This is a genomic window from Pseudomonas kermanshahensis, from assembly GCF_014269205.2.
GTDB lineage: Bacteria > Pseudomonadota > Gammaproteobacteria > Pseudomonadales > Pseudomonadaceae > Aquipseudomonas > Aquipseudomonas kermanshahensis.
This window is the reverse complement of the sequence record NZ_JABWRY020000001.1, coordinates 5,060,843-5,087,657: the sequence shown is the minus strand read 5'-3', so window position 1 is coordinate 5,087,657 and position 26,815 is coordinate 5,060,843. Positions and strand designations below refer to the sequence as shown.

Genomic DNA, 26,815 nt, shown 5'->3' with positions numbered 1-26,815 from the left:
AGGTGAAGAATTTCATGCAAGCAGTGCGTAACTGGGCTGCCCGTTGTGCGCCGTGGATCGGCGCGGTGGGCCTGTTCGGCGCTGTCCAGCTGGCCCATGCCGGCGACTACGAAGGCTCGCCCCAAGTGGCCGAGTTCGTTGGCGAAATGACCCGCGACTACGGCTTTGCCAGCGAGCAGCTGATGGGCGTGTTCCGTGAGGTCCAGCGTAAACAGTCAATTCTCGATGCCATCTCGCGGCCGGCCGAACGGGTCAAGCCGTGGAAGGACTACCGTCCGATGTTCATCACCGACGCGCGCATCGCCCGCGGTGTGGACTTCTGGCGCCAGCACGAAGCGGTATTGGCGCGGGCCGAGCAGGAATACGGGGTGCCGGCGCAAGTCATCGTCGCGATCATCGGCGTAGAGACCTTTTTCGGCCGCAATACCGGCAATTACCGGGTCATCGACGCCCTCTCGACGCTGGGCTTCGACTACCCGCCGCGGGCCGAATTCTTCCGCAAGGAGTTGCGCGAGTTCCTGCTACTGGCCCGTGCCGAGCAGCTTGACCCGCTCACGCTCAAGGGCTCCTATGCAGGCGCCATGGGCTTGCCGCAGTTCATGCCGAGCAGCTTCCGCAACTATGCCGTGGACTTCGACGGCGATGGCCACATCAATATCTGGAACAACCCGGACGATGCCATCGGCAGCGTAGCCAGCTACTTCAAGCGCCATGGCTGGGTGGCCGGCGAAGGCGTGGTCAGCCGTGCCATGGTGCAGGGCGAGCGGGTTGATGAAGGCCTGACCACGGGTATCGAGCCGGTGAAGACTGTCGGGGAGTTGCGGGCGCTGGGCTGGTCGAGTCATGATGCGCTGCGCGATGATCTGCCGGTCACCGCCTTCCGCCTGGAGGGCGAAAACGGCCCCGAGTACTGGATGGGCCTGAAGAACTTCTACGCGATCACTCGCTACAACCGCAGCGTGATGTACGCCATGGCGGTGCATCAGCTTTCGGAACAGCTGGTCCAAGCACGGGGCGTCAAGTAATGCGCGCAATCATCTCTGCCACTACCTTCAAGCTGCTGACCTGCATGACTGTCGGCATGCTGTTGGTCAGCTGCTCTTCCAGCCGCCCGACCACCACCCAGAAAAGCGGTAATACAGTCCGCGCCCAGCCCGGCCTGGACATCAACCGTGCCCACAAGGACGGTGCGCCGTGGTGGGACGTGGACGTGAACAAGATCCCCGACGCCACGCCAACCGTGCACACCGGCAACTACAAGGCCAACCCTTACACGGTACTGGGCAAGACCTACTACCCGATGCAGGACTCGCGCAACTACCGCGCCGAGGGTACCGCGTCGTGGTATGGCACCAAGTTTCACGGGCAGAACACGGCCAACGGCGAGCTTTATGACCTGTACGGCATGAGCGCGGCGCACAAGACCTTGCCGCTGCCGGCCTATGTGCGGGTGACCAACCTGGCCAACGGCCGCAGCGTGGTCCTGCGGGTCAACGACCGTGGCCCGTTCTACTCCGACCGTATCATCGACCTGTCCTATGCGGCGGCGAAGAAGCTCGGCTACGCCGAAATCGGCACCGCGCATGTGCGCGTCGAAGGTATCGACCCGCAACAATGGTGGGCCCAGCGTGGCCAGCAGCCACCGTTGGTGCTGAAGGAGCCTCAGGTTGCCCAGACCCAGTCGATCCCGGCCAGCACCGGCCGAGTCGAGCAGTGGACGCCGCCACCCCAGCAACACGCTGCACCCGTAGTGCCCGTTCAAGTCGGCGGCAACAATGTGCCGGCAGGCAACGGCGGCAGTTTCTTGCAAGTGGGCGCCTTCGCCAACCCGGACGCCGCCGAACTGCTGCGTTCGAAACTGAGCACCATGGTCAGCGCGCCGGTGTTCATCAGCTCCATCGTGCGTAACCAGCAAACCTTGCACCGCGTGCGTTTGGGGCCGATCAGCAGCCAGGGCGAGATCCAGCAGGCGCAGAACAGCATTCGCCTGGCGAACTTGGGGCAGGCCAAGCTGGTCACAGCTGACTGACCGCACCGGCCAAACTGTCGGTTTTGTCATGAATTGACGGGCGCGGGCATGTACAATGTCCGCTTTTGCCCGCAGCGACATAAAGCCGCAGTGTGCGGGCTCGGCCCAAGGCCTTAAAAACTAGACTGACTGGCGCTGGGCACACGATGTGGCCCAGGCAACATCTCAGACCATTAGCGATTTTCGAGAGACGGATGAACATCACCAACCTTGCCAAACGACTTTGCCTGCCCGTACTGCTGATGATCACGCCTGCTGCTTTCGCGGCAGAGCAGATGATGCCGGCACCACCGCAACTGGCAGCCAAGTCCTACGTACTCATGGACGCGTCCAGCGGCAACGTGCTGGTCGAGAACAACGGTGACGAGCGCCTGCCGCCAGCCAGCTTGACCAAGCTGATGACCGCCTACATCGCCACCCTGGACATTCGCCGCGGCCAGATCGGTGAAAACGACCCGGTCACCGTCAGCGAAAACGCCTGGCGTACCGGTGGTTCGCGCATGTTCATCAAGGTTGGCAGCCAGGTGACTGTCAGCGACCTGCTGCACGGCATCATCATCCAGTCGGGTAACGATGCGTCTGTTGCGCTGGCCGAGCACATTGCCGGCAGCGAAGACGCCTTCGCCGACATGATGAACAAGACGGCCGCTGACCTGGGCATGTCCAACAGCCACTTCATGAACCCGACCGGCCTGCCGAACCCCGAGCACTACTCCTCGGCGCACGACATGGCCCTGCTGGCGCGCGCGATCATCGACGTCGACCCGGCCCACTATGCGATTTACTCGCAGAAAGAGTTCTTCTGGAACAACATCAAGCAGCCGAACCGCAACCTGCTGCTGTGGCGTGACAAGACCGTCGACGGCCTGAAAACTGGCCACACCGACGAAGCCGGTTACTGCATGGTGGCTTCGGCCGTACGTGACGGCCAGCGCCTGATCGCCGTGGTGTTCGGCACCAACAGCGAGCAGTCCCGTGCTGCCGAGACCCAGAAGCTGCTGACCTACGGCTTCCGCTTCTTCGAAACTCAGACCTTCTATCAGAAAGGCACCGAGCTGACCCAGGCTCCAGTCTGGAAGGGCGCCACCAGCCAGGTCAAAGCTGGCCTGGCCAACGACCTGACCATGACTATGCCTAAAGGCCAATTGAAGCGCCTTCAGGCTTCGATGACCATGAACCCGCAGCTCACCGCACCGATCGCCAAAGGTGACGTGATCGGCAAAGTGGAAGTCAAACTGGACGAGAACGTGGTTCACAGCGCCGACCTGATCGCCCTCGATGGCGTCGAGGAAGGTGGTTTCTTCCGCCGTATGTGGGATAGCATCCGTCTATTCTTCTACGGGTTGTTCAACTGATAACGTGACCTGCCACGCTCCCGCTGTTCAGGCGGGAGCGTTGTTGTTGCCACGGCTTACGAGGCCGTTTCCGCTATGAGCGAACCTGACGTCAAGTCGCACAAAATCGAATTCCCCTGCGCCGACTACCCGATCAAGGTCATCGGCGATACCGTTGTCGGTTTCAAGGACATGGTCATCGAAGTCCTCAGCAAACACGCCAAGGTCGACCTCGCCACGCTGGCCGAGCGCCAGAGCAAGGAAGGCAAGTACACCACGGTGCAATTGCACATCGTTGCCGAGAGCGAGAACCAGCTGCACGATATCAACAGCGCCCTGCGCGCTACCGGCATCGTGAAAATGGTGCTCTGATGTCCGCCTGTCTCGGTTTTCGCGATCTTGGCCTGCAGCCCTATGAACCGGTGCTGGAAGCCATGCGTCGCTTTACCGAGCAGCGAGGGCCCGACAGCCAGGATGAAATCTGGCTGGTCGAACACCCTTCGGTCTTCACCCAGGGCCAGGCCGGCAAGGCCGAGCACCTGCTGATTCCGGGTGATATCCCGGTGGTGCAGACCGACCGCGGTGGCCAGGTGACCTACCATGGCCCCGGGCAACTGGTGGCCTACCTGCTGCTGGATGTGCGGCGGCTGGGTTTTGGGGTACGTGAGCTGGTCAGCCGCATCGAGCAGACCCTGATCGACCTGCTTGCCAGTTACGATGTCCAGGCGGCGGCCAAGCCCGACGCCCCGGGTGTCTATGTCGATGGAGCGAAAATCGCCTCCCTCGGCCTGCGAATCCGCAACGGCCGTTCGTTCCACGGCCTTGCCCTGAACGTGGACATGGACCTTGCGCCATTCCGCCGAATCAACCCCTGCGGTTATGCGGGGCTGGCCATGACCCAGCTACGCGATCTGGCAGGCCCGATCGAACTCAACGAGGTCAGGACAAGGCTGCGCGGACAGCTGGTCAAGCACCTCGACTACGCTGAGCAGACGACCCTCACGGGCGGAATCGACTGAATATGACAACTGTGCAAGAAGCCGTGCCGAACCTGATACCTACCCAGGATGCCACCCCGCGCCCAGCGCCGAAGAAGGTGGAAGCTGGGGTCAAACTGCGTGGTGCCGACAAGGTCGCGCGCATCCCGGTAAAGATCATCCCTACCGATGAACTGCCGAAAAAGCCTGACTGGATCCGCGTGCGCATCCCGGTCTCGCCCGAGGTAGACCGCATCAAGCAACTGCTGCGCAAGCACAAGCTGCACAGCGTCTGCGAAGAGGCCTCCTGCCCGAACCTGGGCGAGTGCTTCTCGGGCGGTACCGCGACCTTCATGATCATGGGTGACATCTGCACCCGTCGTTGCCCATTCTGCGACGTTGGCCACGGCCGACCGAAGCCACTGGACCTCGATGAGCCGAAGAACCTCGCCGTCGCCATCGCCGACCTGCGCCTGAAGTACGTGGTGATCACCTCGGTGGACCGCGACGACCTGCGTGATGGCGGTGCCCAGCACTTTGCCGACTGCATCCGCGAGATCCGCGCCTTGTCGCCGGGTGTGCAGTTGGAAACCCTGGTCCCGGACTACCGTGGCCGTATGGACGTGGCCCTGGAGATCACCGCGCAAGAGCCGCCGGATGTCTTCAACCACAACCTGGAAACCGTACCGCGCCTGTACAAGGCCGCGCGTCCGGGGTCGGACTACGACTGGTCGCTGGACCTGCTGCAGAAGTTCAAGCAGATGGTTCCGCACGTACCGACCAAATCGGGCCTCATGCTCGGCCTGGGCGAGACCGACGAAGAAGTCATCGAAGTGATGCACCGCATGCGCGAGCATGACATCGACATGCTGACCCTCGGCCAGTACCTGCAGCCGTCGCGCAGCCACTTGCCGGTACAGCGTTTCGTGCACCCGGACACCTTCGCCTGGTTCGCCGAAGAAGGCTACAAGATGGGCTTCAAGAACGTGGCTTCCGGCCCGCTGGTGCGTTCTTCGTACCACGCTGACCAGCAGGCTCACGAAGCCAAGATCAAGCTCTGAGCCTGGTCTGAAGCACCCGTGCCGATGCGCGCCGAAAGGCGGCATCGGCATTTTTGTTTGTGTGCCCTGTACTGCAAGGAGTTGCGATGAATTGCGCCGAAACCGTTGAATCCCGACTGCCCGCTGCCCTGGGGGCGAACGCCTGCTTTGCCATCGTCGCCCCGGCCGGGCCGGCGCGGCTGGATGCGCAAAAGGCCAGCCAGTGGTTCACCGAGCGTGGCTACCGCTGCCGTATCTACCCGGGCGTTGAACAGGCGCAGGGCTACCTGGCGGGGCCCGATCAGCAGCGGCTGCAGGACCTGCACGATGCGTTTGCAGACCCGGCCATCGACGCCATCCTGTGCATGCGCGGCGGCTATGGCAGCATGCGCCTGCTCGACAGCCTCGACTTTGACCTGATCCGTTGCAACCCCAAGCCGCTGATCGGCTACAGCGACATCACGGCGCTGCACACGGCTATCCAGCGCAAAGCCGGGTTACTGACCTTCCATGGGGCGATGCTGAATGCCGACCTGTTGGGCGCCAAACTAGAGCCGACCGAGTCGTCGCTGCTGGCGCAATTGATCGGGCAGGTGGGTGCAGGCGATGCGATCGCGCACCCGGCCGACTTTGCGTTGAGCTGCGTGGTGCCGGGGGTTGCCCGCGGGCGTTTACTGGGGGGCAACCTGTCGATGCTGGGGGCGACCCTGGGGACGGTGGCAGAGATCGATACGCAGGGCTGCATTCTGTTTATCGAAGACGTCAACGAGCCGTTGTTCAGGGTGGATCGTTTGCTGACCCAGTTGCGCCTGGCGGGCAAGCTTGCGGGGGTGAAGGGGGTGCTGGTGGGGGATTTTGCCGGGATCACCGTGGCGGCGTTGACGCCGCTGCTGCAGGACATTTTCGGGCCGCTGGGCGTGCCGGTGGTGGCCGGGTGGCGCAGTGGGCATTGTGATCCGAACGTGTGCTTGCCGCTGGGGGCTGAGGTGGTGCTGGACAGTGGGGAGATGAGGCTGGTGTTGCAGCAGGATTTGTTTAGGGCTTGAGATCGTGGGGCCGCGTTGCGGCCCTTTCGCGACGCAAGGCCGCTCCTACAGGGGACCGCGTACTTCTGTAGGAGCGGCCTTGTGTCGCGAAAGGGGCGCAACGCGCCCCCAGCGTTCTTACTGCTGACGCAGGCTCTCGAGCAACTTGTGCGTCGGGTACCCATCCGCCGGCCATCCCAACCCCTGCTGGGCATTGCGAATGGCCTTGCGGGTGTTGGCGCCTATGATGCCATCGGCGTTGCCCGCGTCATGCCCGCTGGCGTTGAGCAAGTGTTGCAGCTCCATGCGCTCGCTGCGGCTCAAAGGCAGGTCCTCTTTCGGCCAGCTGCCGGCAATGAAGCCCCAGCCCGAGAACCGGTCACCCAGCAGGCTTACGGCCAGTGCATAGGAGGACGAGTTGTTGTACTTGAGGATGGCGCGAAAGTTGTCCAGCACCAGGAACGCCGGGCCGCGCGCACCTGCAGGCAGCAGCAGGGCGGCAGACAGCTGATTGCTGTTGGCGGGCAGCTGAGTACCGGCTGGCAGCTTCACGCCCAGTTGCAGCCACTCGCTCACCGGCTTGCGCAGCGACCCGTCGGCCAGCCAGAAGTCGAACCCGGCCGGCACTTGCACTTCAAAGCCCCAAGGCTGGCCCCGTTTCCAGCCAGAGCTCTGCAGGTAGTGCGCTGTGGAGGCCAGGGCATCGGGGGTGCTGTTCCAGATATCCCGGCGGCCATCACCGTCGAAATCCACTGCATGGGTGTTGTAAGTGGTCGGGATGAACTGGGTCTGGCCCATGGCGCCAGCCCACGAGCCACGCATGGCCTCTGGCTGGATATCACCGTTCTGCAGGATTTGCAGGGCGGCAATCAGCTGGTCTTGGGCGAATTGGGGGCGGCGGCCTTCGTAGGCCAAGGTCGCCAGTGAGCGAATGACCGACTTGCTGCCCTGGAACTGGCCGAAGTTGCTCTCCATGCCCCAGACCGAAACCAGCACTTGGCGGTCTACGCCATAGCGTTGCTCGATGCGGGTCAACAGTTCTGCATTCTGCTCCATCAGCTTCTTGCCGTTGCGCACGCGCAGTGGCGACAGTGCGCCTTCCAGGTATTCCCACACCGGGCGGGTGAATTCTGGCTGGCTGCGGTCGGCCTTGATCACGTCCATGTCGGGGGTGACACCGAGGAACGCACGGTCGAAGGTGTTTGGCGAAATGCCAGCCTGCAAGGCTTGTTGGCGGAAGCCAGCCTGCCATTGCGCGAAGGTTTGCAGGGGCTGGATCTCAGTAGCGCTGGCGTCGGGCGTTGCACCAGGCACGTTCACCACCGGGGCGGGCTGGGCAGGTGCCAGCGGCAAGGCATCGGCGGCGGTGGGTTTTTCCGCGCAGGCGACGAGCAGGATGAAGCTGGAGGCCGCGATCAGCTGGCGGGATTTCCAACGGGGAAGAAGGCTGAGGAGCATGCACAGATCCAGAATTTCAGGTCAGGTGACGACCATACCATGCCTGCGCTTTCGATGCTTTCATGCCGCCAAAAAGTAAGAAGCCTCCCAATCTCTCGATTGGAAGGCTTCGCGGCGGTAGCTGCCTTTGCCCTTGTCCGGTTGTTCCTGGCGGCAGCGGAACAGTGGCTGGGCGACGATCGACTTGGCCTTGTTGGGGCCGTGCTTCTTCGGTTTTTTGCTCATGGTGCGTTTCCCGATGGGTGGCTTTCGGGGCGCACTGTAGGCCGCTGGGTGGGGGAGGGCCAATTGATTGTGTATATGGTTGGGGACTTAGGGCTGCTATGCAGCCCATCGCGACACAAGGCCGCTCCTACAGGGGTACGCGATTGTTGTAGGAGCGGCCTTGTGTCGCGATGGGCCGCGAAGCGGCCCCGGCTATTCGGAAGGGAGCGCTAGCCGCTGGCCGGCCATCAGCAGCGACAAACGCGACAACCCAGTCCAGGGCGAACCCTCGGCCTGGCCCTTGATCTGCGCATCGATCCGCTGGGCATCCTGCAACAGCTGGGCCCAGCGTTGCGCCGAGAGGCGCTGCAGGGCTTTGCTGACCAGCGGGCGGCGTTTATCCCACACCGGTGGCCGCGCCTGGCTGAAGGCCTTGTCCAGCGGTACGCCCTGGCTGAACTGTTGGGCCAGCCCGGCCAGTTGGCGCAGTTCGCGCGCCAGTGCCCACAGAATCACCGGCGGCTCCACGCCTTCGCCGCGCAGGCCTTCAAGCATGCGCAGGGCGTGCGCGGCTTCGCCATTGAGAATGGCATCGACCAGGCCGAAGACATCGAAGCGGGCGCTGTCGGCGACCGCCGCCTGTACGGTCTCGACGGTGATCTGGTTACCGTCGGCCAGCAGCTTTAGTTTTTCGATTTCCTGGGCGGCAGCCAGCAGGTTGCCTTCGACCCGGGCGGCGATCAGGTCCACGGCATCGCGTTGAGCCGAAAGGCCTGCCTGCGACAGCCGCTGGTTGATCCACTGCGGCAATTGGTGCGCATCCACCGGCCAGATCTGGATGAACTGGCAATGGGCGCCTTCGATCAGGGCCTTGCCCCACTTGGTCTTCTGCGCGCTGCCGTCGAGCTTGGGCAGGCTGATCAGCAGCAGCGTGTCTTCGGCCGGCCTGGCGCAGTATTCCATCAAGGCGGCAGCACCCTTGTCACCGGGCTTGCCGGAGGGCAAGCGCAGTTCCAGCAGGCGGCGCTGGGCGAACAGCGACAGGCTGGCGCCCGCCTGGAGCAAGGTGCCCCAGTCGAAATTGGCGTCGGCGCTGAACACCTGGCGTTCGTCGAAACCTTGCTGGCGTGCGGCGCCGCGGATGGCGTCAGCGGCTTCCTGGCACAGCAATGGGTCGTCGCCGCTGACCACGTAAACCGGTGCCAGGGCGCCTTGCAGGTGCTTGTTGAGTTGGGCGGGGGCGAGTTTCATCGGAAACAGGCGGGGCACCTAAGGTGCCCCGCACGGGCTCAGTTGCCCGGAACTTCCAGTGGCGACTGCTGAGGCGTTTCCGCCTGCTGGCGGCGTGCCGCTTCCAGCGCGGCGGCTTCAGCCTGGGCGCGTTCGTCGGCTTTACGCTGCAGCTCGTCGAGTTGCGTCGGGGTCAGCATCTGCAGGCGTACGACCATGGCGTTGACCAGGTCGCGGCGCATTTCGTCACGTGCCCGTTTGGCTTCCTGCTCGGAACCGGTGATGTTGGAACCGTCACGCACGTAGACCTTGCGCATTTCCAGTTTGTCGCTGAGCAGTTCCAGGTTGTTCAGGCCCTGGATGCTGTAGTTCAGTACCGTGGTCAGCTCGTACTCGGCCGAGCGGCTGCCACCGGTGTAGGTCGCGGCGCGTTCGTTTTCCTGCTCGTTGGTCAGCACCAGGCGGTAAGGCGCGCCCGCGTGCAGGTTGACGCCGTTACGCTCCAGAACCTGACGCAGCTGGGTCACGGTTTCGCCATAGGCATTGCGCGCGCTGACGTCCATCTCTTTGACGCTCAGCTCGGTGGTGCCGGTGCCACGCAGCTGGAAACCGCAGGCGCTGAGCACGACGGCCAGGCCGATTACCAGCAGATTGCGTTTGATCATGTTGTTGCTCCCTCTTGGGCCTGTACCGCCCGCCCGCAGAACCTGCGGGCGGGCGTGCCATCAATTGGCGACGATGTTGACCAGCTTGCCCGGTACCACGATGACCTTGCGGATGGTCAGGCCATCGATGAAGCGCAGGACATTCTCGTTGCTGCGGGCGGCGGCTTCGATTTCCTCGCGGCTGGCGGCGGCCGGCATTTCGACCTGGCCACGCAGCTTGCCGTTGACCTGCACCACTAGGACGATGCTGTCCTGTACCAGTGCGCTCTCGTCGACGGCTGGCCAGCCAGCATCGATGACCGCCTGGTCGTGGCCCAGCGCCTTCCACAGTTCGTGGGAGATGTGCGGGGTGATCGGCGCCAGCAGCAGGGTGACGGCTTCAAGGCCTTCCTGCAGCAGGGCACGGTCCTGTTCGGTGGCTTGCGGGGCCTTTTCCAGCACGTTCATCACGGTCATCACCTGGGCGATGGCGGTGTTGAACTTGTGGTACTGGCCCACGTCGGTGCTGGCCTGCTTGATCGCGGCGTGGATGGCGCGGCGGATGACCTTTTGCGCGTCGTCCAGCGTGGCGACATCCAGCTTGCCCGGCAGGCCCTGGCTGACGTGGCCTTGGGCCAGACGCCAGACACGGCGCAGGAAGCGGCTTGCGCCTTCGACGCCGGAATCGGACCACTCCAGGCTCATGTCGGGCGGCGATGCGAACATCATGAACAGGCGGCAGGTATCGGCGCCGTAGGCTTCGATCATCGATTGCGGGTCGACGCCGTTGTTCTTCGACTTCGACATCTTCTCGGTGCCGCCGATTTCCACCGGCAGGCCGTCGGTCTTCAGGCGGGCGCCAATGATCTTGGCTTTGGCGTCACGTTCGATCTCGACATCGGCCGGGTTGAACCAGTCCTTGCCGCCGTTGCTGGCAACGCGGTAGTAGGTCTCGGCGACCACCATGCCCTGGGTCAGCAGGTTCTTGAACGGCTCGTTCGAGGTGACCAGGCCTTCGTCACGCATCAGCTTGTGGAAGAAGCGCGCGTACAGCAGGTGCAGGATCGCGTGCTCGATACCGCCGATGTACTGGTCGACCGGCAGCCAGTGGTTGGCGGCTTTAGGGTCGACCAGGCCTTGGTCGTAGTTTGGCGAGGCGTAGCGGGCGAAGTACCAGGACGACTCGACGAAGGTGTCCATGGTGTCGGTTTCGCGCTTGGCCGCCGTGCCGCATTTCGGGCAGGTGCATTCGTAGAACTCGGGCATGCGCGCCAGCGGCGAGCCGGCACCGTCCGGTACCACGTTTTCTGGCAGGGTGACCGGCAGCTGGTCTTCCGGCACCGGCACGTCGCCGCAGGACGGGCAGTGGATGATCGGGATCGGGCAGCCCCAGTAACGCTGACGGCTGATGCCCCAGTCGCGCAGGCGGAACTGGGTGCGCGACTTGCCGAGTTCCTTGCGGATCAGGGCGGCTTCGATGGCGTCAAAGGCGCCGGCGAAGTCCAGGCCGTCGAACTCGCCGGAATTGATCAGTTGGCCATGCTCGCCGTAGGCAGCCTGCCACTCGTTGCCGACTTCATCGCCAGCGCTGGTGCGCACCACGGCCTTGACCGGCAGGTTGTACTTGTGGGCGAACTCGAAGTCGCGCTCGTCGTGGGCCGGCACGGCCATCACGGCGCCGTCGCCGTAGTGCATCAGCACGTAGTTGGCGACCCAGACCGGCAGCTTCTCGCCGGTCAGCGGGTGTTCCACCAGCAGGGAAGTGGGCATGCCCTTCTTCTCCTGGGTGGCCATGTCGGCCTCGGCGACGCTGCCGCTCTTGCACTCGTCGATGAACGCCTGCAGCGCCGGGTTGCCTTGGGCAGCCTGGGTGGCCAGCGGGTGTTCGGCGGCGACGGCGACGTAGGTGGCGCCCATCAGCGTGTCAGGACGGGTGGTGAAGACCTTGAGGGCGCCTTCGTGGCCGATGCTGGCCTGGTCGAACGGGAACTGGACTTCCATGCCGCGCGACTTGCCGATCCAGTTGCGCTGCATGGTCTTGACCTGTTCAGGCCAGCCCGGCAGCTCGTCGAGGCTCTCGAGCAACTCGTCGGCGTAGTCGGTGATGCGGAAGTAGTACATCGGGATTTCGCGCTTTTCAATCAGCGCGCCCGAACGCCAGCCGCGACCGTCGATGACCTGCTCGTTGGCGAGCACGGTCTGGTCGGCCGGGTCCCAGTTCACGGTACCGTTCTTGCGGTAGATGACGCCCTTTTCGAACAGGCGGGTGAACAGCCACTGTTCCCAGCGGTAGTAGTCCGGCTTGCAGGTGGTGACTTCACGTGCCCAATCGATGGCCAGGCCCAGGCTCTTGAGCTGGGTCTTCATGTAGTCGATGTTTTCGTACGTCCACTTGGCCGGGGCGACGTTGTTTTTCATCGCCGCGTTTTCCGCGGGCATGCCGAAAGCGTCCCAGCCCATCGGCTGCAGGACGTTTTTGCCCAGCATGCGCTGGTAGCGGGCAATCACGTCACCGATGGTGTAGTTGCGCACGTGGCCCATGTGTAGCTTGCCGCTCGGGTACGGGAACATCGATAGGCAATAGTAGGTGTCTTTGCCTGGCTGTTCGGTAACAGCGAACGATTGTTGCTCGTCCCAGAAGTTCTGGGCGGCGGCTTCGATATCACGGGGCGTGTATTGTTCGTGCATGGCTACTTTTGGCTGAGAGAGAAGAGACCTTGTTCCAGGCAGCGGAACCTCGCTGCAACCGGTACTCCGGTGTCGTTTAGAGTGAACGCCGTAGCATACAGCAGCGCTGCGCATCGTGGGAAACCTTGATTGCGAATGCCCGCTGGTCGCGGCAAACGGCTGCTTTTTAGAGTGACGCTAAGCTCAGGTGTGGGGGGAGATATTTTTATCTTCAATGAGGTGAACGGATGGGAGAGACGCAGCTACCCGCAATCAAACCGGAGCTTTACGAACGCCTGATCGACCGCCTTGGCCTGGCATTGGAAGTTGCCCGGACGTCGGTACGATTGCGCGACGAGAGTCCAGCCGAGCTGGAGTTGCGCGGCCTTAGCCACGCAGAGTTCGAAGTGATCAAGGCCTACCTGGAATCCCTTCCGGAGCGCCAAAATGCCTGTGCCGGCAGTTACCCGCAAGCGGAGCCGACATCGGCCAAGATCATCTGGCTCAAGGACAAGAAACGCCCCGCCAGCACGGCGAGATCCAGGACGCTGCCGCATCGTTAGCCGTTCAGGACGCCAGGCGCAGGCCATCGCGCGCCGGTTCTTCAATACACTTCTCACGATCGTCGCCGGCCGCACACTTGTTGCCCGGCGTCGATCCTCTTAGGCTGCACGCCTTCCATGGAGGTGTAGCCGATGCCCATTCGATTCTTCATCAAGCAATGGCTGATGCCGCCGGGCGTCCTGTTCCTGCTGCTGCTGGCCGCCTGGTGGCTGCGTACCCGCCGCCCGCGGCTGGCGGCGCTGTGCTTTGCAGTGGGGCTGGGTGGCCTGTGGCTGATGAGTTTGCCCCTGGTGGTGCAGGAGTCGGCACGGTTGCTGGAAACCGAACCGCCTTTGCAGGTCAGCGAGTGGGCGGGCCTTGCCGGCAGGGTGGATGCCATCGTCGTGCTAGGTGCCGGGCGTGAGCGCGGTGACCCGGCCTGGGGTGGGGATGACCAGCCTACGGCAACGGCCCTTGAGCGCATGCGCTTTGCTGCGCGGCTGGCCAAGGCGTCGGGGTTGCCGGTGCTGACCAGCGGTGGCTTGCACTACGGCACGCCGCCGAGCGAGGCGCGGTTGATGGCCGATCGCTTGCGTGAAGACTTTGGCGTCGAGGTGAAGTGGCAAGAGCAGGCCAGCCGTACCACCTGGGAAAATGCGCGGTTCACGGCGGATATTCTGCAGCCGCTGGGTATTCGTCGCGTGGTGGTGGTGACCCAGGCCTGGCACATGCAGCGTTCGCGTTTCAGCTTTGAGCAGGCGGGGTTCAAGGTGGTGCCAGCGCCGATGGGGTTCCTGGGGCGTGATCATGCCCGGCCGTTTGCCGGGTTGCTGCCAGAGAGCCGGGCGATGTGGCAGAGCGGGCAGTTGCTGAATGAGGCGGTGGGGTTGGTGGGGTATCGGGTGTTCTATTGAATCTACGTTGCCTGTGCCGGCCTCTTCGCGGGGCAAGCCCGCTCCCACACTTTGCAACTGCGCCCTGGAGCAATGGTGCTTGTGGGAGCGGGCTTGACCCGCGAAGAGGCCGGCACAGTCTGCATCAGACAGTCTTGGCGATGCGCCCCGCCAGCAACGCCCAGCCCAGCAATAGCACACAGAGGATCGCCAGCGGCCACGAGCGCCACTGCAGGTAAGGCGTCAATTGCTGCATCGGCACCACCTCGCCATACAGCACCGCCTGCTGGAACTGCGGAATTTGCGTGGTAATGCGCCCGAACGGGTCGATCAGCGCGGTTATGCCGTTGTTGGTGGCGCGGATCATCCAGCGGCCGGCTTCCAGTGCCCGCATCTGCGCCATCTGCAGGTGTTGCAGGGGGCCGATGGAGGTGCCGAACCAGGTGTCGTTGCTGATGGTCAGCAGCAGGTCGCTGCGCGCCGCCAGGCTCGCCGCGAACTCCGGGTAGACAACCTCGTAGCAGATATACGGCGCAATCTGGTAACCCTTGGCCTGCAGCAGCGGCTGGTCTTCGGGGCCCCGGGCAAAGTCCGACATGGGCAGGTTGAAGAACTCGATCGCGCCACGCAGCATGTCTTGCAGCGGCACATACTCGCCAAACGGTACCAGTTTCTGCTTGAGGTAGGTGCCGTCGCCTTCGCCGGTCACGGTGATGCCGTTGTAATAGCGGCGCTGGTGGTGCACCACCTCACGTACGGGGACGCCGGTGATCAGCGCCGAATGCCGCTCGGCGGCAAAGCGGCCCATCACGTCGATGTAGCCTTGGGCCTGGTCCTTGAGCACCGGGACCGCGGTTTCGGGCCAGATCAACAGGTCTACGGGCTTCGAGGTGAAGGTCATGTCGCGGTACAGCGCCAGCTGTGCGTCGATGTGCGCCGGGTCCCATTTCACCTCCTGCTCGACGTTGCCTTGGATGGCGGCCACTTTGAGTGGATCACCCGCAGGCTTGGTCCAGGCGTGCCCCTTGAGGGCCATGCCCAGTACCCAGGGGGCGAGCAGCAGCACGCCGGCGGCGGCCAGGAACGAGGGCCGGGCGCGTAGCCGATGCAGGTTGCACAGCAAGGCAGCGCTAAGCGCCAGGGTGAAGGAAATCAGCCACACGCCGCCTAGCGGCGCCAAGCCCGCCAAGGGGCCATCGAGCTGGCTGTAGCCCGCATAAAGCCAGGGGAAGCCGGTCAGGAACCAGCCCCGGAAGGCCTCTTGCAACAGCCACAGGGCAGCGAAGCACAAGGCATCGGCCAGCGGCGCCTCGTTGCGCCGCAGCCAGCGCGCCCACAGCCACGTGGGCAGGGCGAAGAACCAGGCAAGGGCGGCGAAGAACGCCAGCAGCAGCAGGATCGCCAGCAGTGGCGAAGCGCCGCCGTAGGTGTTCATGCTGACGTAGATCCACCAGGTGCCGGCGCCGTACAGGCCAAAGCCGAAACACCAGCCGCGGCCCATGGCCTGGCGCGGGCTGAGCTCGCGCAGGCCAAGGTAAAGCAGGGCGATGGACAACAGGGCCAGCGGCCAGATGTCGAACGGCGCCAGGGCCAGGAGGGTGGAAGCGCCGGCCGCCATGGCCAGCAGGTTACCGGGCCAGCCGGGGCGGGTGATCCAACGCATGATTGTCCTTAGCGGGTGATCGGTGTCAGGCGCAGCAGGTGAATCCGCCGGCTGTCGGCATTGAGAATGCGGAACTTGTAGGCACCGATCTCGGTGGTTTCGTTGCGCTTGGGCAGGTGCCCGAACGCGCTCATCACCAGGCCGCCCACGGTGTCGAATTCGTCATCGGAGAAGGTGCTGTCGAAGAACTCGTTGAAGTTCTCGATCGGGGTCAGCGCCTTGACCAGGAAGTCGCCACTGGGCAGCGGCTTGATGTAGCTGTCTTCCTCGACGTCGTGTTCGTCTTCGATGTCACCGACGATCTGTTCGAGCACGTCCTCGATGGTCACCAGGCCTGCCACACCGCCGTATTCGTCGATGACGACGGCCATGTGGTTATGGTTGGCGCGGAACTCGCGCAGCAGCACGTTCAGGCGCTTGGACTCCGGCACGAAGGTGGCCGGGCGCAGCAGGTCCTTGATGTTGAAGCTGTCGCCGTTCTCTTTGAGGATCAGCGGCAGCAGGTCCTTGGCGAGCAGGATGCCCAGCACATCATCGTGGCTTTCGCCGATCACCGGGTAGCGCGAGTGCGCGGCGTCGATCACCGCCGGCAGGAACTCGCGAGGCGATTGGCTGGCCTTGATGCTGATCATTTGCGAGCGCGGCACCATTATGTCGCGCACCTGCAGGTCAGCAACCTGGATAGCGCCTTCGACAATGGTCAGCGCTTCGCTGTCGAGCAGCTTGTTCTGATGGGCTTCGCGCAGCAGCTCAAGGAGCTCCTGGCGGTTTTTCGGCTCATGGGCAAAAGCCTGGGTCAGTTTACCCAGCCAGGACTTTTGCCCGTTGCTCGATCGATCTTCGCTCATGGCGGTTCTCGTGATCCTTGCAGTATCAGTGTGTGATGGTTTCGTCTTCATCGTCGGCATACGGGTCAGGGTGACCCAGTTCTGCCAGCAATTCTCGTTCCAGGGCTTCCATTTCCTCGGCTTCGTCATCGTCGATGTGGTCGTAGCCGAGCAAGTGCAGGCAGCCGTGGATGACCAGGTGCGCCCAGTGGGCCTCTAGGGTTTTGCCCTGTTCGGCGGCCTCGCGCTCGACCACCGCCACGCAGATCACCAGGTCGCCCAGCAGGGGGATATCGAGCAGGTCATCAGGCACGTCGGCCGGGAACGACAGCACATTGGTCGCGTAGTCCTTGTGCCGGTAGGTGTGGTTCAGCTCGCGGCCTTCGGCTTCGTCGACCAGGCGGATGGTCATCTCCGAGTCGGCGCTGCGCTGGCGCAGGGCCAACTCGCACCAGCGGCGGAAGGCAGCATCGTCAGGGGCGGCGGCGTCCGTGGCCCGTTGCAAGTCAAGTTCAAGCATCTTTGCCGGGTGCCTCTGGCTTGGCCTGACGGCCTTCGAAGCGGTCATAGGCCTCGACGATGCGTTGCACCAGTGGGTGACGAACCACATCTTTGGGTTGGAAATGGGTAAAGCTGATACCCGGAACGTCCCGGAGCACCTCGATCACGTGCGCCAGGCCCGACTTCGTGCCACGGGGCAGGTCGACCTGGGTGATGTCACCGGTGATCACCGCCGTCGAGCCGAAGCCGATGCGGGTGAGGAACATCTTCATCTGCTCAAGCGTGGTGTTCTGGCTTTCGTCGAGGATGATGAAGCTGTTGTTCAGGGTACGGCCACGCATGTAGGCCAGCGGGGCGATCTCGATCACCTGGCGCTCGATCAGCTTGGCCACGTGTTCGAAGCCAAGCATTTCGTACAGGGCGTCGTACAGCGGGCGCAGGTACGGGTCGATCTTCTGTGCCAGGTCACCGGGCAGGAAGCCGAGCTTTTCGCCCGCTTCGACTGCCGGGCGTACCAGCAGGATGCGGCGCACTTGCTCGCGCTCCAGGGCATCTACGGCACAGGCCACGGCCAGGTACGTCTTGCCGGTACCGGCCGGGCCGATGCCGAAGTTGATGTCGTTGGCCAGGATTTCCTTGACGTACCGCTGCTGGTTGACACCGCGCGGGCGAATGTTGCCCTTGCGCGTGCGCAACGAGACGCTGACCTCGTTGACCGCCGGGTTGTCGATGTTCTCGACGGTCGATTCCTGCAGGTACAGGTGGACCGTTTCTGGCGACAAGTCGGTGGCCTTGGCCTCGCGGTAGAGGCGGCGCAGCAGTTGCTCGGCAGCGGAGGTGGTCTTGGGTTCGCCGATCAGTTCGAACTGATTGCCGCGGTTGCGGATCTCGATGGCCAGGCGTTGCTCGATGAGGCGCAGGTGCTCGTCGAACTGGCCGCACAAGTTGGCGAAACGGTGGGCCTCGAAAGGTTCGAGGATGAAACGATGAGGTTCTATGGGTGCGTTCAAGGTCGTTTTTAGCCGCCCGACGGCAATGGGTGTGAGCTCAAGAATAACCCTTGAATGGCAGTGGCGAAAGCACTGAAACGTTCAACGGTATGTAGGGCCTGTTCTGGCCTGTTCGCGGGTGAACACGCTCCCACAGGTACTGCGCAGGTTTCAAGGCCGGTGGAGAGCCTGTGGGGGCGGGTTTACCCGCGAACAGGCCGGCACTGCTATGATGCGCACCTTTTCTTACGCATGTGTTATCCCGCCAACCATGAGCAAACGCGAACCCGCCATCTATAAAGTGATCTTCCTCAACCAGGGGCAGGTCTTCGAGATGTATGCCAAGCAGATCTACCAGAGCGACCTGTGGGGCTTCCTGGAAATCGAGGAGTTCGTCTTCGGCGAGCGCACCCAGGTGGTGGTCGACCCCAGCGAAGAGAAGCTCAAGAGCCAGTTCGAGGGCGTGATCCGCAGCTTCGTGCCGATGCATTCGATCGTGCGCATCGACGAGGTCGAGCGCTTGGGCACGGCGAAGATCAGCGAGGCCAAGGGTGGCGGCAATGTGATGCCGTTCCCCATGCCGATGCCAGAGAAGTAGGGCGTTTCAGGGAAGTGGCGAGAACGGCGAGCGCCCTTCGGCGTTCTGCAGTTCAAGCAGGTACTTGCGGAAGATCTGGCCGAGCACCTGGGTCGCGTGTTCCAGCTCGTCGCGGGGCATCTGCTCGGTCACTTCGTCGGCCATGTCCAGCGCATCTTCGGCGCCGTTGACCGCCGCCATCTTCAGCAGAATGTAGGCCTGCACGTTGTTGGCCTTGACCCCTTCGCCGCGGAAGAACATGGCGCCAAGCCGGTATTGGGCCTGGGCGTGGCCTTGCAACGAGGCCTGCTGAAACCAGTTCAGGGCCTTGTTCAGGTCTTTGGGCGTCTGGGTGTAGTAGTACTCGCCCAGTTCGAACTGCGCCTGGGCATCCCCCGTCGTCGCCGTCTGCTCGCAGGCCTTGAGGGCATTGGCGAGGTCTTCTGGCTGAACATTCAGGGTGCAGCGGCTCGTCGCTGGAATCAGCAATGAGTTACCACCCTCCGCCAGGGCCAGCAGGGGCTGTAGAAGCAACAGGCAGCCCAGGGTCAGGGCGCGGCCGGTGCGGTTCATGGGGATCGACTTACCTCTGCAAAGCTGCGGCCAATGTCTCTGGTGGCACATTATGGGATAAGCAGCGCCAACCTTACAAAGTTTTACGCGAAATTCTGTCGGGTTGGGGAAGTCAGCTGATTGTGTAGGAGCGGCCTTACGTCGCGAAAGGGCTGTAAGGGCGCTCCTACAGGGGCAAATGTGGCGATTTACTTCAGTGCAGCAAAGGCCTTTTCAGCCGCATCCAGGGTGATCTGCAGCTCCTTGTCGCCATGGGCGATGGAGGTGAAGCCCGCCTCGAACGCGCTTGGCGCCAGGTACACGCCACCGTCGAGCATCAGGTGGAAGAAGCGCTTGAAGCGATCCGCATCGCTGGCCATCACGTCGTCGAAGGTGACGATGTCATCGGCGCCGCTGAAGTACAGGCCGAACATGGCACCCGCCTGCGTGGTGACGAACGGTACGCCAGCGGCATCGGCACGCTGTTGCAGGCCGTCGAGCATGCGGCTGGTGAAATCGGTCAGTTCGGCGTGGAAGCCTGGGCGGCTGATCAGTTTCAGCGTGGTCAGGCCGGCGGCCATGGCCAGCGGGTTGCCCGACAGGGTACCGGCCTGGTAGACCGGGCCCAGCGGGGCGATGCAGCCCATGATTTCGCGCTTGCCGCCGAAGCAGCCGACCGGCATGCCGCCGCCGACGATCTTGCCGAAGGTCGACAGGTCAGGGGTGATGCCGTAGTAGCCTTGGGCGCCGCCCAGCGAGACGCGGAAGCCGGTCATCACTTCGTCGAAGATCAACACCACGCCGTGCTTGTCGCACTGCTCGCGCAGGCCTTCGAGGAAGCCCGGGGCTGGCGGTACGCAGTTCATGTTGCCGGCGACCGGCTCGACAATGATGCACGCCACGGTCTGGCCAACGTCAGCCAGGGTTTTTTCGACCGCGGCAATGTCGTTGAACGGCAGGGTCAGGGTGTGTTTGGCGAAGTCCGCCGGCACGCCCGCCGAGCTTGGCACGCCCTGGGTCAGAAGGCCCGAGCCGGCTTTCACCAGCAGGCTGTCGGAGTGGCCGTGGTAGCAGCCTTCGAACTTGATGATGGCGTCGCGGCCGGTGTAGCCACGGGCCAGGCGGATGGCGCTCATGGTGGCTTCGGTGCCCGAGCTGACCATGCGGACCATTTCCATCGACGGCACGAGCGAGCAGACCAGGTCGGCCATCTCGGTTTCCATGGCGGTCGGGGCGCCGTAGGACAGGCCGTGTTGCAGCTGGTTGCGCACCGCGTCGAGCACTTCAGGGTGGCCGTGGCCGAGGATCATCGGGCCCCAGGAACCCACGTAGTCGACGTAGCGCTTGTCGTCTTCGTCAACGACATAGGCGCCTTCGGCGTGCTTGAAGAACAGCGGCGTGCCGCCAACGCTCTTGAACGCGCGGACGGGCGAGTTGACGCCGCCCGGGATGTGCTTCTGGGCTTGGGCGAACAGGGTTTCGGAACGGGACATGGGATCTTCTCTCGAAATCAGGAAGCGAACAGGGCGTTGAAGGCACGGGCGCGGCGGGTGACTTCCTGCGCGCTATCGGTACCAAACAGGCCGTGGATCACCGCCAGCAGGTCGGCGCCATGGGCGACCAACGGGGCAGCGTTGTCGAGGGTGACGCCGCCGATCACGGCGATCGGCAGCTTGACCTGGGCGCGGGCCTGTTCCAGCAGGTCGAGGCTGGCGGCCGGTGCGCCCGGCTTGGTCACGGAGTTGAAAAAGCGACCGAAGGCCACGTAGCTGGCGCCTTCGCTGGCGGCCTGGCGGGCCAGGTCGAGCTGCGCGTGGCAGGTCGAGCCGATGATGGCGTCGCGGCCCAGCAACGCACGTGCCGGGGTCAGTGGGCCGTCGGTCTGGCCCAGGTGCACGCCGACACCCAGGCGCGCGGCCAGTTCGGCGTCGTCGTTGATGATCAGCTGGGTGTCGTAGCGCTCGCACAGTTGCTTCAAGGCTTCGGCTTCGCGCAGGCGACGCGCGGCGTCGTCACTCTTGTCGCGGTACTGCAACAGTCGCACCCCGCCGTCCAGGGCCGCTTCGACATGGGACAGAAAACGGCCGGCGAGCAGCTGGCTGTCGGTGATTGCGTACAGACCGCGTAGCTTCATCTGAAAGCCTCGTATCAGGAGCAGAAATCCAGGGGCAGGCGGCGCGGCACGTACTGGCCCTTGCCCAGTTGCTCGGCGTCACGCAGGGTGCGCCAGGTGTAGTCCAGGGCACTGCGCACAGCGCTTTGCAGTGCTTCGCCCAGGGCCAGTCGACCGGCCAGGGCGCTGGCCAGGGTGCAACCGGAACCGTGGTAGCTGCCTGGCAAGCGTTGGCAGGTCCAGGTCAGGCGTTGGCCATCGCGGCTGTACAGGCGGTTGTGGATTTCGTCTTCGTCGCCGTGACCCCCGGTAATCAACAGGTGTCTACAGAACGGCAACAGTTTCTCGGCACACTCGTCGGCGGTGCCTTCAGGCAGCTCGGCGAGAATGCGCGCTTCCGGCAGGTTCGGCGTGGCGATGGTCGCCAGCGGCAGCAGGCGTTCGCGCACGGCGTAGCCCACTTCGTCCTTGCCCAGGCGGCCACCGCCACCGGCACGCAGGACCGGGTCGCAGACCAGCGGCAGGTGCGGGTGGGCGGCAAGCAGTTCGGCGACGGTGTCGACCATGTCGATCGAACCGAGCATGCCCAGCTTGACGGCCGCTACCGTGGAGTCAGCCAGCACGGCGTTGGCCTGGGCCAGCACCCACTCGCGGTCGAGCACGCGGAAGTCGGAAACATTGACGGTATCCTGGACGGTCAGGGCGGTCACCGCGGGTGCGGCGTGACAGCCTTGGGCGATCAGGGCTTCGATATCTGCCTGCAAGCCGGCGCCGCCACTGGGGTCGTGGCCGGAGAGACAGAGGACAACGGGGCGGGAGCTGTAGGTATTCATGGGCGGCGAGCTTACCACCAAACCCATTTGTGGGGATCGTCCTACAAACGAGTTTTGCTGATCGACCGGTCAGATTCAGGTGTGTTGTTCTGCTGAAAGTATTGATTTAGAGCCTTTTGGTCGCAATTGGAGATGGCCGATTGCCGGGTAGGAAAGCTATGCTAGAGTGCTCGGATAACTCGACAAACGGGTTCTGCCGGATTACGTCGTCTCAAACGGATGGGAGGCAACCGCGACGCGACCGGACAGGCCATGCTGGGGCTGTATGCGCTATTTGCTGATTGTGCTTCTGGGCTTGTTGCCCGTGCTGGCCGTTGCGGTCGACTTCGACGACGCTACCCGCCATCTTCCGCTGGGCGAAACCCTTCAGGTCTTCGAAGACCCTGATGGCAGTACCAGCATTGCCCAAGTCAGTGAGCCCACGTTCGCCAAGCACTTTCGGGCCCATCACGAGCCTGTGTTGAACGCTGGTTATTCCACGTCAGTGTTCTGGTTGAAGATCGACCTGCGTTACCTGCCGTCGGCCACTGCCACCCCCCGCCAATGGCTGCTGGAACTGGCCTACCCACCTCTGGATCACCTCGAGTTGTACCTGCCCGACAGCACCGGTACTTACCGCCTGGCCCAGCGCACGGGCGACGCCTTGCCTTACGCCAGCCGGCAGATCCGGCAGAACAACTACCTGTTCGAGTTGCCGCTGCCCCCAGGCCAGGCGACCACCGTCTACTTGCGCTTGCACAGCCAGGGTTCGGTGCAGGCGCCGCTGGCGCTATGGTCGGCCGAGGCCTACATGGAGGACCAGCCCACGCGCCTGTACGTATTGGGCATGATCTACGGCGTGTTGCTGGTGATGCTGGTGTACAACCTGTTCATCTACCTCAGCGTGCGGGATGTCAGCTACCTCTACTACATCCTCTACATCGCCTCGTTCGGCCTTTATCAGGTTTCGGTGAACGGTGCGGGAGTCGCCTACTTCTGGCCGGACAGCCCCTGGTGGGCGAATGCCTCGACGCCCTTGTTCATTGGCGCTGCCGGTTTATTCGGCTGCCAGTTCGCCCGGCATTTTCTGCAACTGGGCAAGATCAGCCGTGGCTTCGACCGGTTGTTGCAACTGCTGATGCTGGGCGGTGGGTTGGTGATGGTCTTGGCCGTGAGCATGCCGTATGGCATCGCCCTGCGCATGGCCACGGTGCTGGCGTTGCTGTTCACCGTCAGCATCTTTGCCGCTGGCGTGTATGCCTGGTCGCGCGGTTTGCGGGTGGCGCGCTGGTTCATCATCGCCTGGTCGGCGTTTTTGCTGGGCGGGCTGGTCAACACCTTGATGGTGCTGGGTTACTTGCCGAACGTGTTTATCACGATGTATGCCAGCCAGTTGGGCTCGGCGCTGGAGGTGGCGCTGCTGTCGCTGGCGCTGGCCGACCGTATCAACAGCCTGCGCGAGCAACAGGCGCAGACCCTGCGTGAAACCGGTCGAACCCTGGAGCAGTTGAACCTGCAACTGGCCAGGAGCAACCGCTTGAAGGACGAGTTCCTGGCCACGGTCACCCATGAACTGCGCACCCCGATGAATGGTGTGATCGGCTCGCTTGAGCTGATGCACACCCTGCCGATGGAGGCCGAAATGGCCCAGTACCATCGCACAGCGGTCACGTCGGCCCAGAGCATGATGGACATGGTCGACGACATCCTCACCCTCTCCGAGCTGCAGGGCGGCCGCTTGCGTGTGCAGGCCGCGCCCTTCAGCCTGCGTAACATGCTGCAAGGCTTGCGAGCCGCACACGCTGGCCAGGCGCTGGGTAAAGGGTTGTACCTGAGCCTGGACATACCTGCCGATCTGCCAGACGCGCTCTTGACCGATGCGCAAAAACTGGCCCGTTGCCTGGGTTGCCTGCTGGACAACGGCCTGAAGTTCACCGATCAGGGCGGGGTCATGCTGCAGGTGCGTGGCCAGCGCCTGGGGCCGGACAACCTGGCGCTTACCTTTACGGTCAGCGACAGTGGCATCGGCTTTGATGATCTCGACCAGGCCACGCTTTACCAGCGTTTTTTCCAGGTTGATGGTTCCATGACCCGGCGTTATGGCGGGCTGGGGATCGGCTTGTCGATTTGCAGGCAGATGGGCGAGTTGCTGGGGGCCACGCTGTCGCATGACTCTACGCGCGGGTTGGGGAGCCGGTTCGAGCTGACGATGAAAGTCGCGATATCGCAGGTGCAGTTGCCTTCGCACTTGCAGCAGACGCGTCGCTCCTTTTAGGTTTATCGATAGCGGGCACGACGCGTTTGGGGCTGACAGGCGCCCGCCGCGGGAGGTTTAGCGCCTGGGAAATCGAGCGCCGCCCGCGCGGCGCATCGCGAGCAACGCTCGCTCCTACGTTTGTTTCGGGCCAATTATTCTTATGGGTTTTGCGCGCGTACGCCTTGGCGCATGGCTCTATATCGCGTCGTACACACCAGGCGGTCGCGCGCGCCTGCCACAGGCGTTACTGGCCCGAAACAAACGTAGGAGCGAGCGTTGCTCGCGATGCGCCGCGCGGGCGGCGCTCGGTCTCATAGGCGCTAAATGTGTTGTGGCGAGCACCTATCAGCCCTGATGCATTCTCAAGACTTGCCCCTGCGATATCTGCACGGGAGCCATGGCCAAGGCGTTGCTGGATGATGCCGAGTTGGGCTTGATGCATGGACTCTTCTACTGGCTGTACCGGCTCTTTCGCGGGTGAACCCGCTCCCACAGGCGTTATGTTTAGACTGAAAGATGCGCGCTCCGTGTGGGAGTGGGTTTATCCGCAACTAGCGTCTTTGGGCGCGTAAGCTTGTTTGTGGTTTGGTATTGTGCCTTCTACTGAAATCATATGTTTTGTCTATCATTTTATCAGCTTCATTAGGTAATATGCCGCTACCCAGGCAACTCCAATAGTGTTTAACGAAGATGCAATGAGTATTTTTCTTCTTAAATACCTAGGGAATTCTAGGTGATCTTGCTCATTCAGTAGCCCGCTGCGAATGCTCGAAGCGGGGGATCCAATGGCGCCAGCGATTACAGAAATAACTAGAATTCTGGAACCTATTTTTTTCTCTCCCCACATGCCGGTCGCAAATGTAAGACACGCGCTCCGTTGGAGTGCTGAGGTCATTTCTTTATATTGGCGAGAGCAAGCGATGTGAACGTCAGATACATGCCCGATCAAGGCGAGGCAGATAGGAGTGCCTAACAAAAATAGCCTTAGTTTTACGTCAAGGTGATCAATCACTTTCAGAGTCCTTGAAGATTAATTCATGTTTCATGCCGTCAACGCTTCCAGGCAAAGCAATTTTGCCTATGTGGTGCTAGCTGTATATGAAGTAAGTTATACCAAAGCAGGCTGCGCCTAGGTAAAGTAGATAATTGCAGAGTAGTAGCTGTTTTTTTAAGTTTTTCGGGAATTTGTCGATATCTTTTGGGTCTAGTTTGTTGTGGCGGGTATGCAGATTTTTTATTGGCCAGAATAATACGGCTGATACGACTCCTATTAGCTGTAGTCGTGAGCGAAGGCTTTGTTTGCCCCATATGGCAACATTCAATTTCAGCCAGTAACTGCTTGGTAATGCAGAAATCATTGTCTCCAGCGTTTTGGGTTGCGCCAAGCGGATATAAAGTGCCAGTCCGGTCATGATCATGAAGCATGATGTTGTCGCCATAAGTAGTTTCATTGTTTTCGCTGAAAGTTCCGTGTATAGGAACAGCATTGTGCTGCGAAGCGCCGCGAGGGCGGCGCTCGATCTCACGGGCGCTAAATTTGTTTCGGCGTTGAAGGCGAAGCAGTTGGCAGTACGGTTTGACGTTTCTCGGGAGTCTGCATTGTATTTTCTCTGCAGTGGCTATATTAAAAAGTAGTTGATAGTAAGCCAGGTAAATCCGATGGTGCTCGTCCATGATGCGACAACTAATTGTGTTCTCAGATTGCTGGGTAGTTGATCGTAGTCTCGTGCATCCAGTATGCCTCTGCGGATGCTAGACTTAGGGAATGTAATGGCGCCAGTGATCATAAAAATCACCAAAAGCCTCGAGCGTATATTTTTTTCACCCCAAAGCGCGACGGCATAGGAAAGGCATTTGCTCCGGGAGAGCGCTTTGGCCATTTTTGCATATTGACTAGAGCAAGCGATGTGAAGGTCAGATACAAGCCCGGCCAAGGCGAGGAAGAAAGGAGTGCCTAACAACAATAGCCTTAGTTTTACGTCAAGGTGGTCAATCATTTTCAGAGTCCTCGAAGATTAATTCTCCATGTTTCATGCCGGCAACGTTACTAGCCAAAGCACCTGCGCACGAAATCACTATTCCGCATGCGAAAGCGTCATTGATCGGGCTACATCGCTTTCTTGAAGTATAAATAGCTCGCAAATGCTAGTGCTGCTCCAGCGAACATCAACAGTTCGGCTGATTTTAGTTGGCGTTTTAGTTTTTTAGGGAAGTTTTCTACCTCGCGCCTGTCCAATTTTTTCAAGCGGATGTGAATGGCATAGGTTGGCCAGCTCAGCAGGCAGCCAATTGCGCAGGCGAGCCAGAATCGTCCTTTCAATCCAAGAGATTTGAAGGGAGTGGTAATGGAATTCAGATAATAGCTGCTCGACAGTGACGTCAGCATGGTTTCAAGGTTTTTGGTCCAGGCCAGCCTAGCAATCATGAATATCCCTAGGAATATCATGAGCCAAGGAGCCAGTAGCGCGACTATTTTCCAG

The 26,815-nt window shown here is 62.1% G+C and carries 26 protein-coding genes; 11 read left to right on the top strand and 15 right to left on the bottom strand.

Annotation, left to right across the window (positions count from 1 at the left end):
• The first annotated feature begins 14 nt into the window (after nucleotides 1-14).
• The 7 genes from mltB to HU764_RS22760 all read left to right on the top strand — a co-directional run bounded on the left by mltB (nucleotide 15) and on the right by HU764_RS22760 (nucleotide 6,426).
• Nucleotides 15-1,025, top strand: a complete 1,011-nt coding sequence (gene mltB, locus HU764_RS22790; RefSeq protein ID WP_027592611.1) for a lytic murein transglycosylase B — start codon at nucleotides 15-17, stop codon at nucleotides 1,023-1,025.
• On the top strand, nucleotides 1,025-2,029 hold the full coding sequence (locus HU764_RS22785; RefSeq protein ID WP_027592612.1) for a septal ring lytic transglycosylase RlpA family protein: 1,005 nt from the start codon (nucleotides 1,025-1,027) through the stop codon (nucleotides 2,027-2,029). The genes mltB and HU764_RS22785 overlap by 1 nt, the downstream gene beginning before the upstream one ends.
• 194 nt (nucleotides 2,030-2,223) lie before the next feature.
• Entirely contained in the window at nucleotides 2,224-3,384 is a 1,161-nt protein-coding gene (locus tag HU764_RS22780; RefSeq protein ID WP_027592613.1) for a D-alanyl-D-alanine carboxypeptidase family protein, read from the top strand.
• A gap of 75 nt (nucleotides 3,385-3,459) precedes the next feature.
• Nucleotides 3,460-3,735, top strand: coding sequence for a DUF493 domain-containing protein (locus HU764_RS22775; protein WP_012312556.1), 276 nt, complete (start codon nucleotides 3,460-3,462; stop codon nucleotides 3,733-3,735).
• Nucleotides 3,735-4,382, top strand: a complete 648-nt coding sequence (gene lipB / locus HU764_RS22770) for a lipoyl(octanoyl) transferase LipB (protein ID WP_027592614.1) — start codon at nucleotides 3,735-3,737, stop codon at nucleotides 4,380-4,382. Before HU764_RS22775 ends, lipB begins: the two co-directional genes overlap by 1 nt.
• 2 nt (nucleotides 4,383-4,384) lie before the next feature.
• On the top strand, nucleotides 4,385-5,401 hold the full coding sequence (gene lipA / locus HU764_RS22765) for a lipoyl synthase (RefSeq protein ID WP_027592615.1): 1,017 nt from the start codon (nucleotides 4,385-4,387) through the stop codon (nucleotides 5,399-5,401).
• An 86-nt stretch (nucleotides 5,402-5,487) separates the two neighbouring features.
• Entirely contained in the window at nucleotides 5,488-6,426 is a 939-nt protein-coding gene (locus HU764_RS22760; RefSeq protein WP_186702364.1) for a S66 peptidase family protein, read from the top strand.
• Nucleotides 6,427-6,543: 117 nt separating this feature from the next.
• Here HU764_RS22760 and HU764_RS22755 read toward each other — a convergent pair whose 3' ends face one another.
• From HU764_RS22755 to leuS, 5 genes are all read right to left on the bottom strand, one after another.
• Nucleotides 6,544-7,863: a lytic murein transglycosylase gene (locus tag HU764_RS22755; RefSeq protein ID WP_027592617.1), complete on the bottom strand. Its 1,320-nt coding sequence runs from the start codon at nucleotides 7,861-7,863 to the stop codon at nucleotides 6,544-6,546.
• Between the two features lie 60 nt (nucleotides 7,864-7,923).
• Nucleotides 7,924-8,088, bottom strand: a complete 165-nt coding sequence (arfA, locus tag HU764_RS22750; RefSeq protein ID WP_016501800.1) for an alternative ribosome rescue factor ArfA — start codon at nucleotides 8,086-8,088, stop codon at nucleotides 7,924-7,926.
• Between the two features lie 192 nt (nucleotides 8,089-8,280).
• On the bottom strand, nucleotides 8,281-9,318 hold the full coding sequence (gene holA / locus HU764_RS22745) for a DNA polymerase III subunit delta (RefSeq protein WP_186677450.1): 1,038 nt from the start codon (nucleotides 9,316-9,318) through the stop codon (nucleotides 8,281-8,283).
• Between the two features lie 38 nt (nucleotides 9,319-9,356).
• The gene (locus HU764_RS22740; protein ID WP_186677453.1) at nucleotides 9,357-9,962 is read right to left on the bottom strand and encodes an LPS-assembly lipoprotein LptE; all 606 of its coding nucleotides are present in this window, start codon (nucleotides 9,960-9,962) and stop codon (nucleotides 9,357-9,359) included.
• A 60-nt stretch (nucleotides 9,963-10,022) separates the two neighbouring features.
• A complete protein-coding gene (gene leuS / locus HU764_RS22735) occupies nucleotides 10,023-12,629 on the bottom strand; it encodes a leucine--tRNA ligase (RefSeq protein WP_027592620.1) in 2,607 nt (868 codons plus the stop codon).
• Nucleotides 12,630-12,856: 227 nt separating this feature from the next.
• Between leuS and HU764_RS22730 the strand changes: the two genes are divergently transcribed.
• Nucleotides 12,857-13,171, top strand: coding sequence for a hypothetical protein (locus tag HU764_RS22730; protein ID WP_027592621.1), 315 nt, complete (start codon nucleotides 12,857-12,859; stop codon nucleotides 13,169-13,171).
• A 132-nt stretch (nucleotides 13,172-13,303) separates the two neighbouring features.
• A complete protein-coding gene (locus HU764_RS22725) occupies nucleotides 13,304-14,065 on the top strand; it encodes a YdcF family protein (protein ID WP_186702363.1) in 762 nt (253 codons plus the stop codon).
• 124 nt (nucleotides 14,066-14,189) lie between these two features.
• On the opposite strand, the gene lnt is transcribed toward HU764_RS22725, so the two are convergent.
• The 4 genes from lnt to HU764_RS22705 are packed head-to-tail and all read right to left on the bottom strand — an operon-like array spanning nucleotide 14,190 to nucleotide 18,045.
• Complete coding sequence (gene lnt / locus HU764_RS22720; RefSeq protein ID WP_186702362.1) at nucleotides 14,190-15,707, bottom strand: apolipoprotein N-acyltransferase; 1,518 nt, start codon at nucleotides 15,705-15,707, stop codon at nucleotides 14,190-14,192.
• Between the two features lie 8 nt (nucleotides 15,708-15,715).
• Nucleotides 15,716-16,555, bottom strand: a complete 840-nt coding sequence (locus tag HU764_RS22715; protein ID WP_027592624.1) for an HlyC/CorC family transporter — start codon at nucleotides 16,553-16,555, stop codon at nucleotides 15,716-15,718.
• Nucleotides 16,556-16,580: 25 nt separating this feature from the next.
• Nucleotides 16,581-17,054 (bottom strand): rRNA maturation RNase YbeY, encoded by a 474-nt coding sequence (ybeY, locus tag HU764_RS22710; RefSeq protein ID WP_027592625.1) that lies wholly within the window; start codon nucleotides 17,052-17,054, stop codon nucleotides 16,581-16,583.
• Nucleotides 17,047-18,045, bottom strand: coding sequence for a PhoH family protein (locus tag HU764_RS22705; protein ID WP_027592626.1), 999 nt, complete (start codon nucleotides 18,043-18,045; stop codon nucleotides 17,047-17,049). Before HU764_RS22705 ends, ybeY begins: the two co-directional genes overlap by 8 nt.
• A 250-nt stretch (nucleotides 18,046-18,295) precedes the next feature.
• Between HU764_RS22705 and HU764_RS22700 the strand changes: the two genes are divergently transcribed.
• Nucleotides 18,296-18,622 carry a DUF1820 family protein gene (locus tag HU764_RS22700; RefSeq protein ID WP_027592627.1) on the top strand — a complete coding sequence of 109 codons (327 nt, stop codon included), beginning with the start codon at nucleotides 18,296-18,298 and terminating at the stop codon, nucleotides 18,620-18,622.
• Nucleotides 18,623-18,628: 6 nt separating this feature from the next.
• Here HU764_RS22700 and HU764_RS22695 read toward each other — a convergent pair whose 3' ends face one another.
• From HU764_RS22695 to HU764_RS22680, 4 genes are all read right to left on the bottom strand, one after another.
• Complete coding sequence (locus HU764_RS22695) at nucleotides 18,629-19,174, bottom strand: tetratricopeptide repeat protein (protein WP_027592628.1); 546 nt, start codon at nucleotides 19,172-19,174, stop codon at nucleotides 18,629-18,631.
• 188 nt (nucleotides 19,175-19,362) lie between these two features.
• Nucleotides 19,363-20,646 (bottom strand): glutamate-1-semialdehyde 2,1-aminomutase, encoded by a 1,284-nt coding sequence (gene hemL, locus HU764_RS22690; RefSeq protein WP_085272346.1) that lies wholly within the window; start codon nucleotides 20,644-20,646, stop codon nucleotides 19,363-19,365.
• A gap of 17 nt (nucleotides 20,647-20,663) precedes the next feature.
• A complete protein-coding gene (gene thiE / locus HU764_RS22685; protein WP_099455386.1) occupies nucleotides 20,664-21,287 on the bottom strand; it encodes a thiamine phosphate synthase in 624 nt (207 codons plus the stop codon).
• A 14-nt stretch (nucleotides 21,288-21,301) separates the two neighbouring features.
• Nucleotides 21,302-22,099 (bottom strand): hydroxymethylpyrimidine/phosphomethylpyrimidine kinase, encoded by a 798-nt coding sequence (locus HU764_RS22680; protein WP_085272375.1) that lies wholly within the window; start codon nucleotides 22,097-22,099, stop codon nucleotides 21,302-21,304.
• Between the two features lie 265 nt (nucleotides 22,100-22,364).
• Between HU764_RS22680 and HU764_RS22675 the strand changes: the two genes are divergently transcribed.
• Nucleotides 22,365-24,353: a sensor histidine kinase gene (locus HU764_RS22675; protein ID WP_186702361.1), complete on the top strand. Its 1,989-nt coding sequence runs from the start codon at nucleotides 22,365-22,367 to the stop codon at nucleotides 24,351-24,353.
• 1,032 nt (nucleotides 24,354-25,385) lie between these two features.
• Here HU764_RS22675 and HU764_RS22670 read toward each other — a convergent pair.
• A complete protein-coding gene (locus HU764_RS22670; protein WP_186702360.1) occupies nucleotides 25,386-26,009 on the bottom strand; it encodes a hypothetical protein in 624 nt (207 codons plus the stop codon).
• A gap of 433 nt (nucleotides 26,010-26,442) precedes the next feature.
• On the bottom strand, nucleotides 26,443-26,760 hold the full coding sequence (locus HU764_RS22665) for a hypothetical protein (RefSeq protein ID WP_186702359.1): 318 nt from the start codon (nucleotides 26,758-26,760) through the stop codon (nucleotides 26,443-26,445).
• Nucleotides 26,761-26,815: the final 55 nt, after the last annotated feature.

What these genes read in the sequence shown, in the direction of transcription:
- hemL (WP_085272346.1), bottom strand. Translation starts at nt 20,646, where the DNA reads ATGTCCCGTTCCGAAACCCTGTTCGCCCAAGCCCAGAAGCACATCCCG.
- HU764_RS22665 (WP_186702359.1), bottom strand. Translation starts at nt 26,760, where the DNA reads ATGATTGCTAGGCTGGCCTGGACCAAAAACCTTGAAACCATGCTGACG.
- mltB (WP_027592611.1), top strand. Translation starts at nt 15, where the DNA reads ATGCAAGCAGTGCGTAACTGGGCTGCCCGTTGTGCGCCGTGGATCGGC.
- HU764_RS22725 (WP_186702363.1), top strand. Translation starts at nt 13,304, where the DNA reads ATGCCCATTCGATTCTTCATCAAGCAATGGCTGATGCCGCCGGGCGTC.
- HU764_RS22670 (WP_186702360.1), bottom strand. Translation starts at nt 26,009, where the DNA reads ATGGACGAGCACCATCGGATTTACCTGGCTTACTATCAACTACTTTTT.
- thiE (WP_099455386.1), bottom strand. Translation starts at nt 21,287, where the DNA reads ATGAAGCTACGCGGTCTGTACGCAATCACCGACAGCCAGCTGCTCGCC.
- HU764_RS22740 (WP_186677453.1), bottom strand. Translation starts at nt 9,962, where the DNA reads ATGATCAAACGCAATCTGCTGGTAATCGGCCTGGCCGTCGTGCTCAGC.
- holA (WP_186677450.1), bottom strand. Translation starts at nt 9,318, where the DNA reads ATGAAACTCGCCCCCGCCCAACTCAACAAGCACCTGCAAGGCGCCCTG.
- arfA (WP_016501800.1), bottom strand. Translation starts at nt 8,088, where the DNA reads ATGAGCAAAAAACCGAAGAAGCACGGCCCCAACAAGGCCAAGTCGATC.
- HU764_RS22775 (WP_012312556.1), top strand. Translation starts at nt 3,460, where the DNA reads ATGAGCGAACCTGACGTCAAGTCGCACAAAATCGAATTCCCCTGCGCC.
- HU764_RS22730 (WP_027592621.1), top strand. Translation starts at nt 12,857, where the DNA reads ATGGGAGAGACGCAGCTACCCGCAATCAAACCGGAGCTTTACGAACGC.
- leuS (WP_027592620.1), bottom strand. Translation starts at nt 12,629, where the DNA reads ATGCACGAACAATACACGCCCCGTGATATCGAAGCCGCCGCCCAGAAC.
- HU764_RS22760 (WP_186702364.1), top strand. Translation starts at nt 5,488, where the DNA reads ATGAATTGCGCCGAAACCGTTGAATCCCGACTGCCCGCTGCCCTGGGG.
- HU764_RS22755 (WP_027592617.1), bottom strand. Translation starts at nt 7,863, where the DNA reads ATGCTCCTCAGCCTTCTTCCCCGTTGGAAATCCCGCCAGCTGATCGCG.
- lipA (WP_027592615.1), top strand. Translation starts at nt 4,385, where the DNA reads ATGACAACTGTGCAAGAAGCCGTGCCGAACCTGATACCTACCCAGGAT.
- lnt (WP_186702362.1), bottom strand. Translation starts at nt 15,707, where the DNA reads ATGCGTTGGATCACCCGCCCCGGCTGGCCCGGTAACCTGCTGGCCATG.
- HU764_RS22780 (WP_027592613.1), top strand. Translation starts at nt 2,224, where the DNA reads ATGAACATCACCAACCTTGCCAAACGACTTTGCCTGCCCGTACTGCTG.
- HU764_RS22695 (WP_027592628.1), bottom strand. Translation starts at nt 19,174, where the DNA reads ATGAACCGCACCGGCCGCGCCCTGACCCTGGGCTGCCTGTTGCTTCTA.
- HU764_RS22785 (WP_027592612.1), top strand. Translation starts at nt 1,025, where the DNA reads ATGCGCGCAATCATCTCTGCCACTACCTTCAAGCTGCTGACCTGCATG.
- HU764_RS22715 (WP_027592624.1), bottom strand. Translation starts at nt 16,555, where the DNA reads ATGAGCGAAGATCGATCGAGCAACGGGCAAAAGTCCTGGCTGGGTAAA.
- HU764_RS22680 (WP_085272375.1), bottom strand. Translation starts at nt 22,099, where the DNA reads ATGAATACCTACAGCTCCCGCCCCGTTGTCCTCTGTCTCTCCGGCCAC.
- HU764_RS22675 (WP_186702361.1), top strand. Translation starts at nt 22,365, where the DNA reads ATGCGCTATTTGCTGATTGTGCTTCTGGGCTTGTTGCCCGTGCTGGCC.
- HU764_RS22700 (WP_027592627.1), top strand. Translation starts at nt 18,296, where the DNA reads ATGAGCAAACGCGAACCCGCCATCTATAAAGTGATCTTCCTCAACCAG.
- lipB (WP_027592614.1), top strand. Translation starts at nt 3,735, where the DNA reads ATGTCCGCCTGTCTCGGTTTTCGCGATCTTGGCCTGCAGCCCTATGAA.
- ybeY (WP_027592625.1), bottom strand. Translation starts at nt 17,054, where the DNA reads ATGCTTGAACTTGACTTGCAACGGGCCACGGACGCCGCCGCCCCTGAC.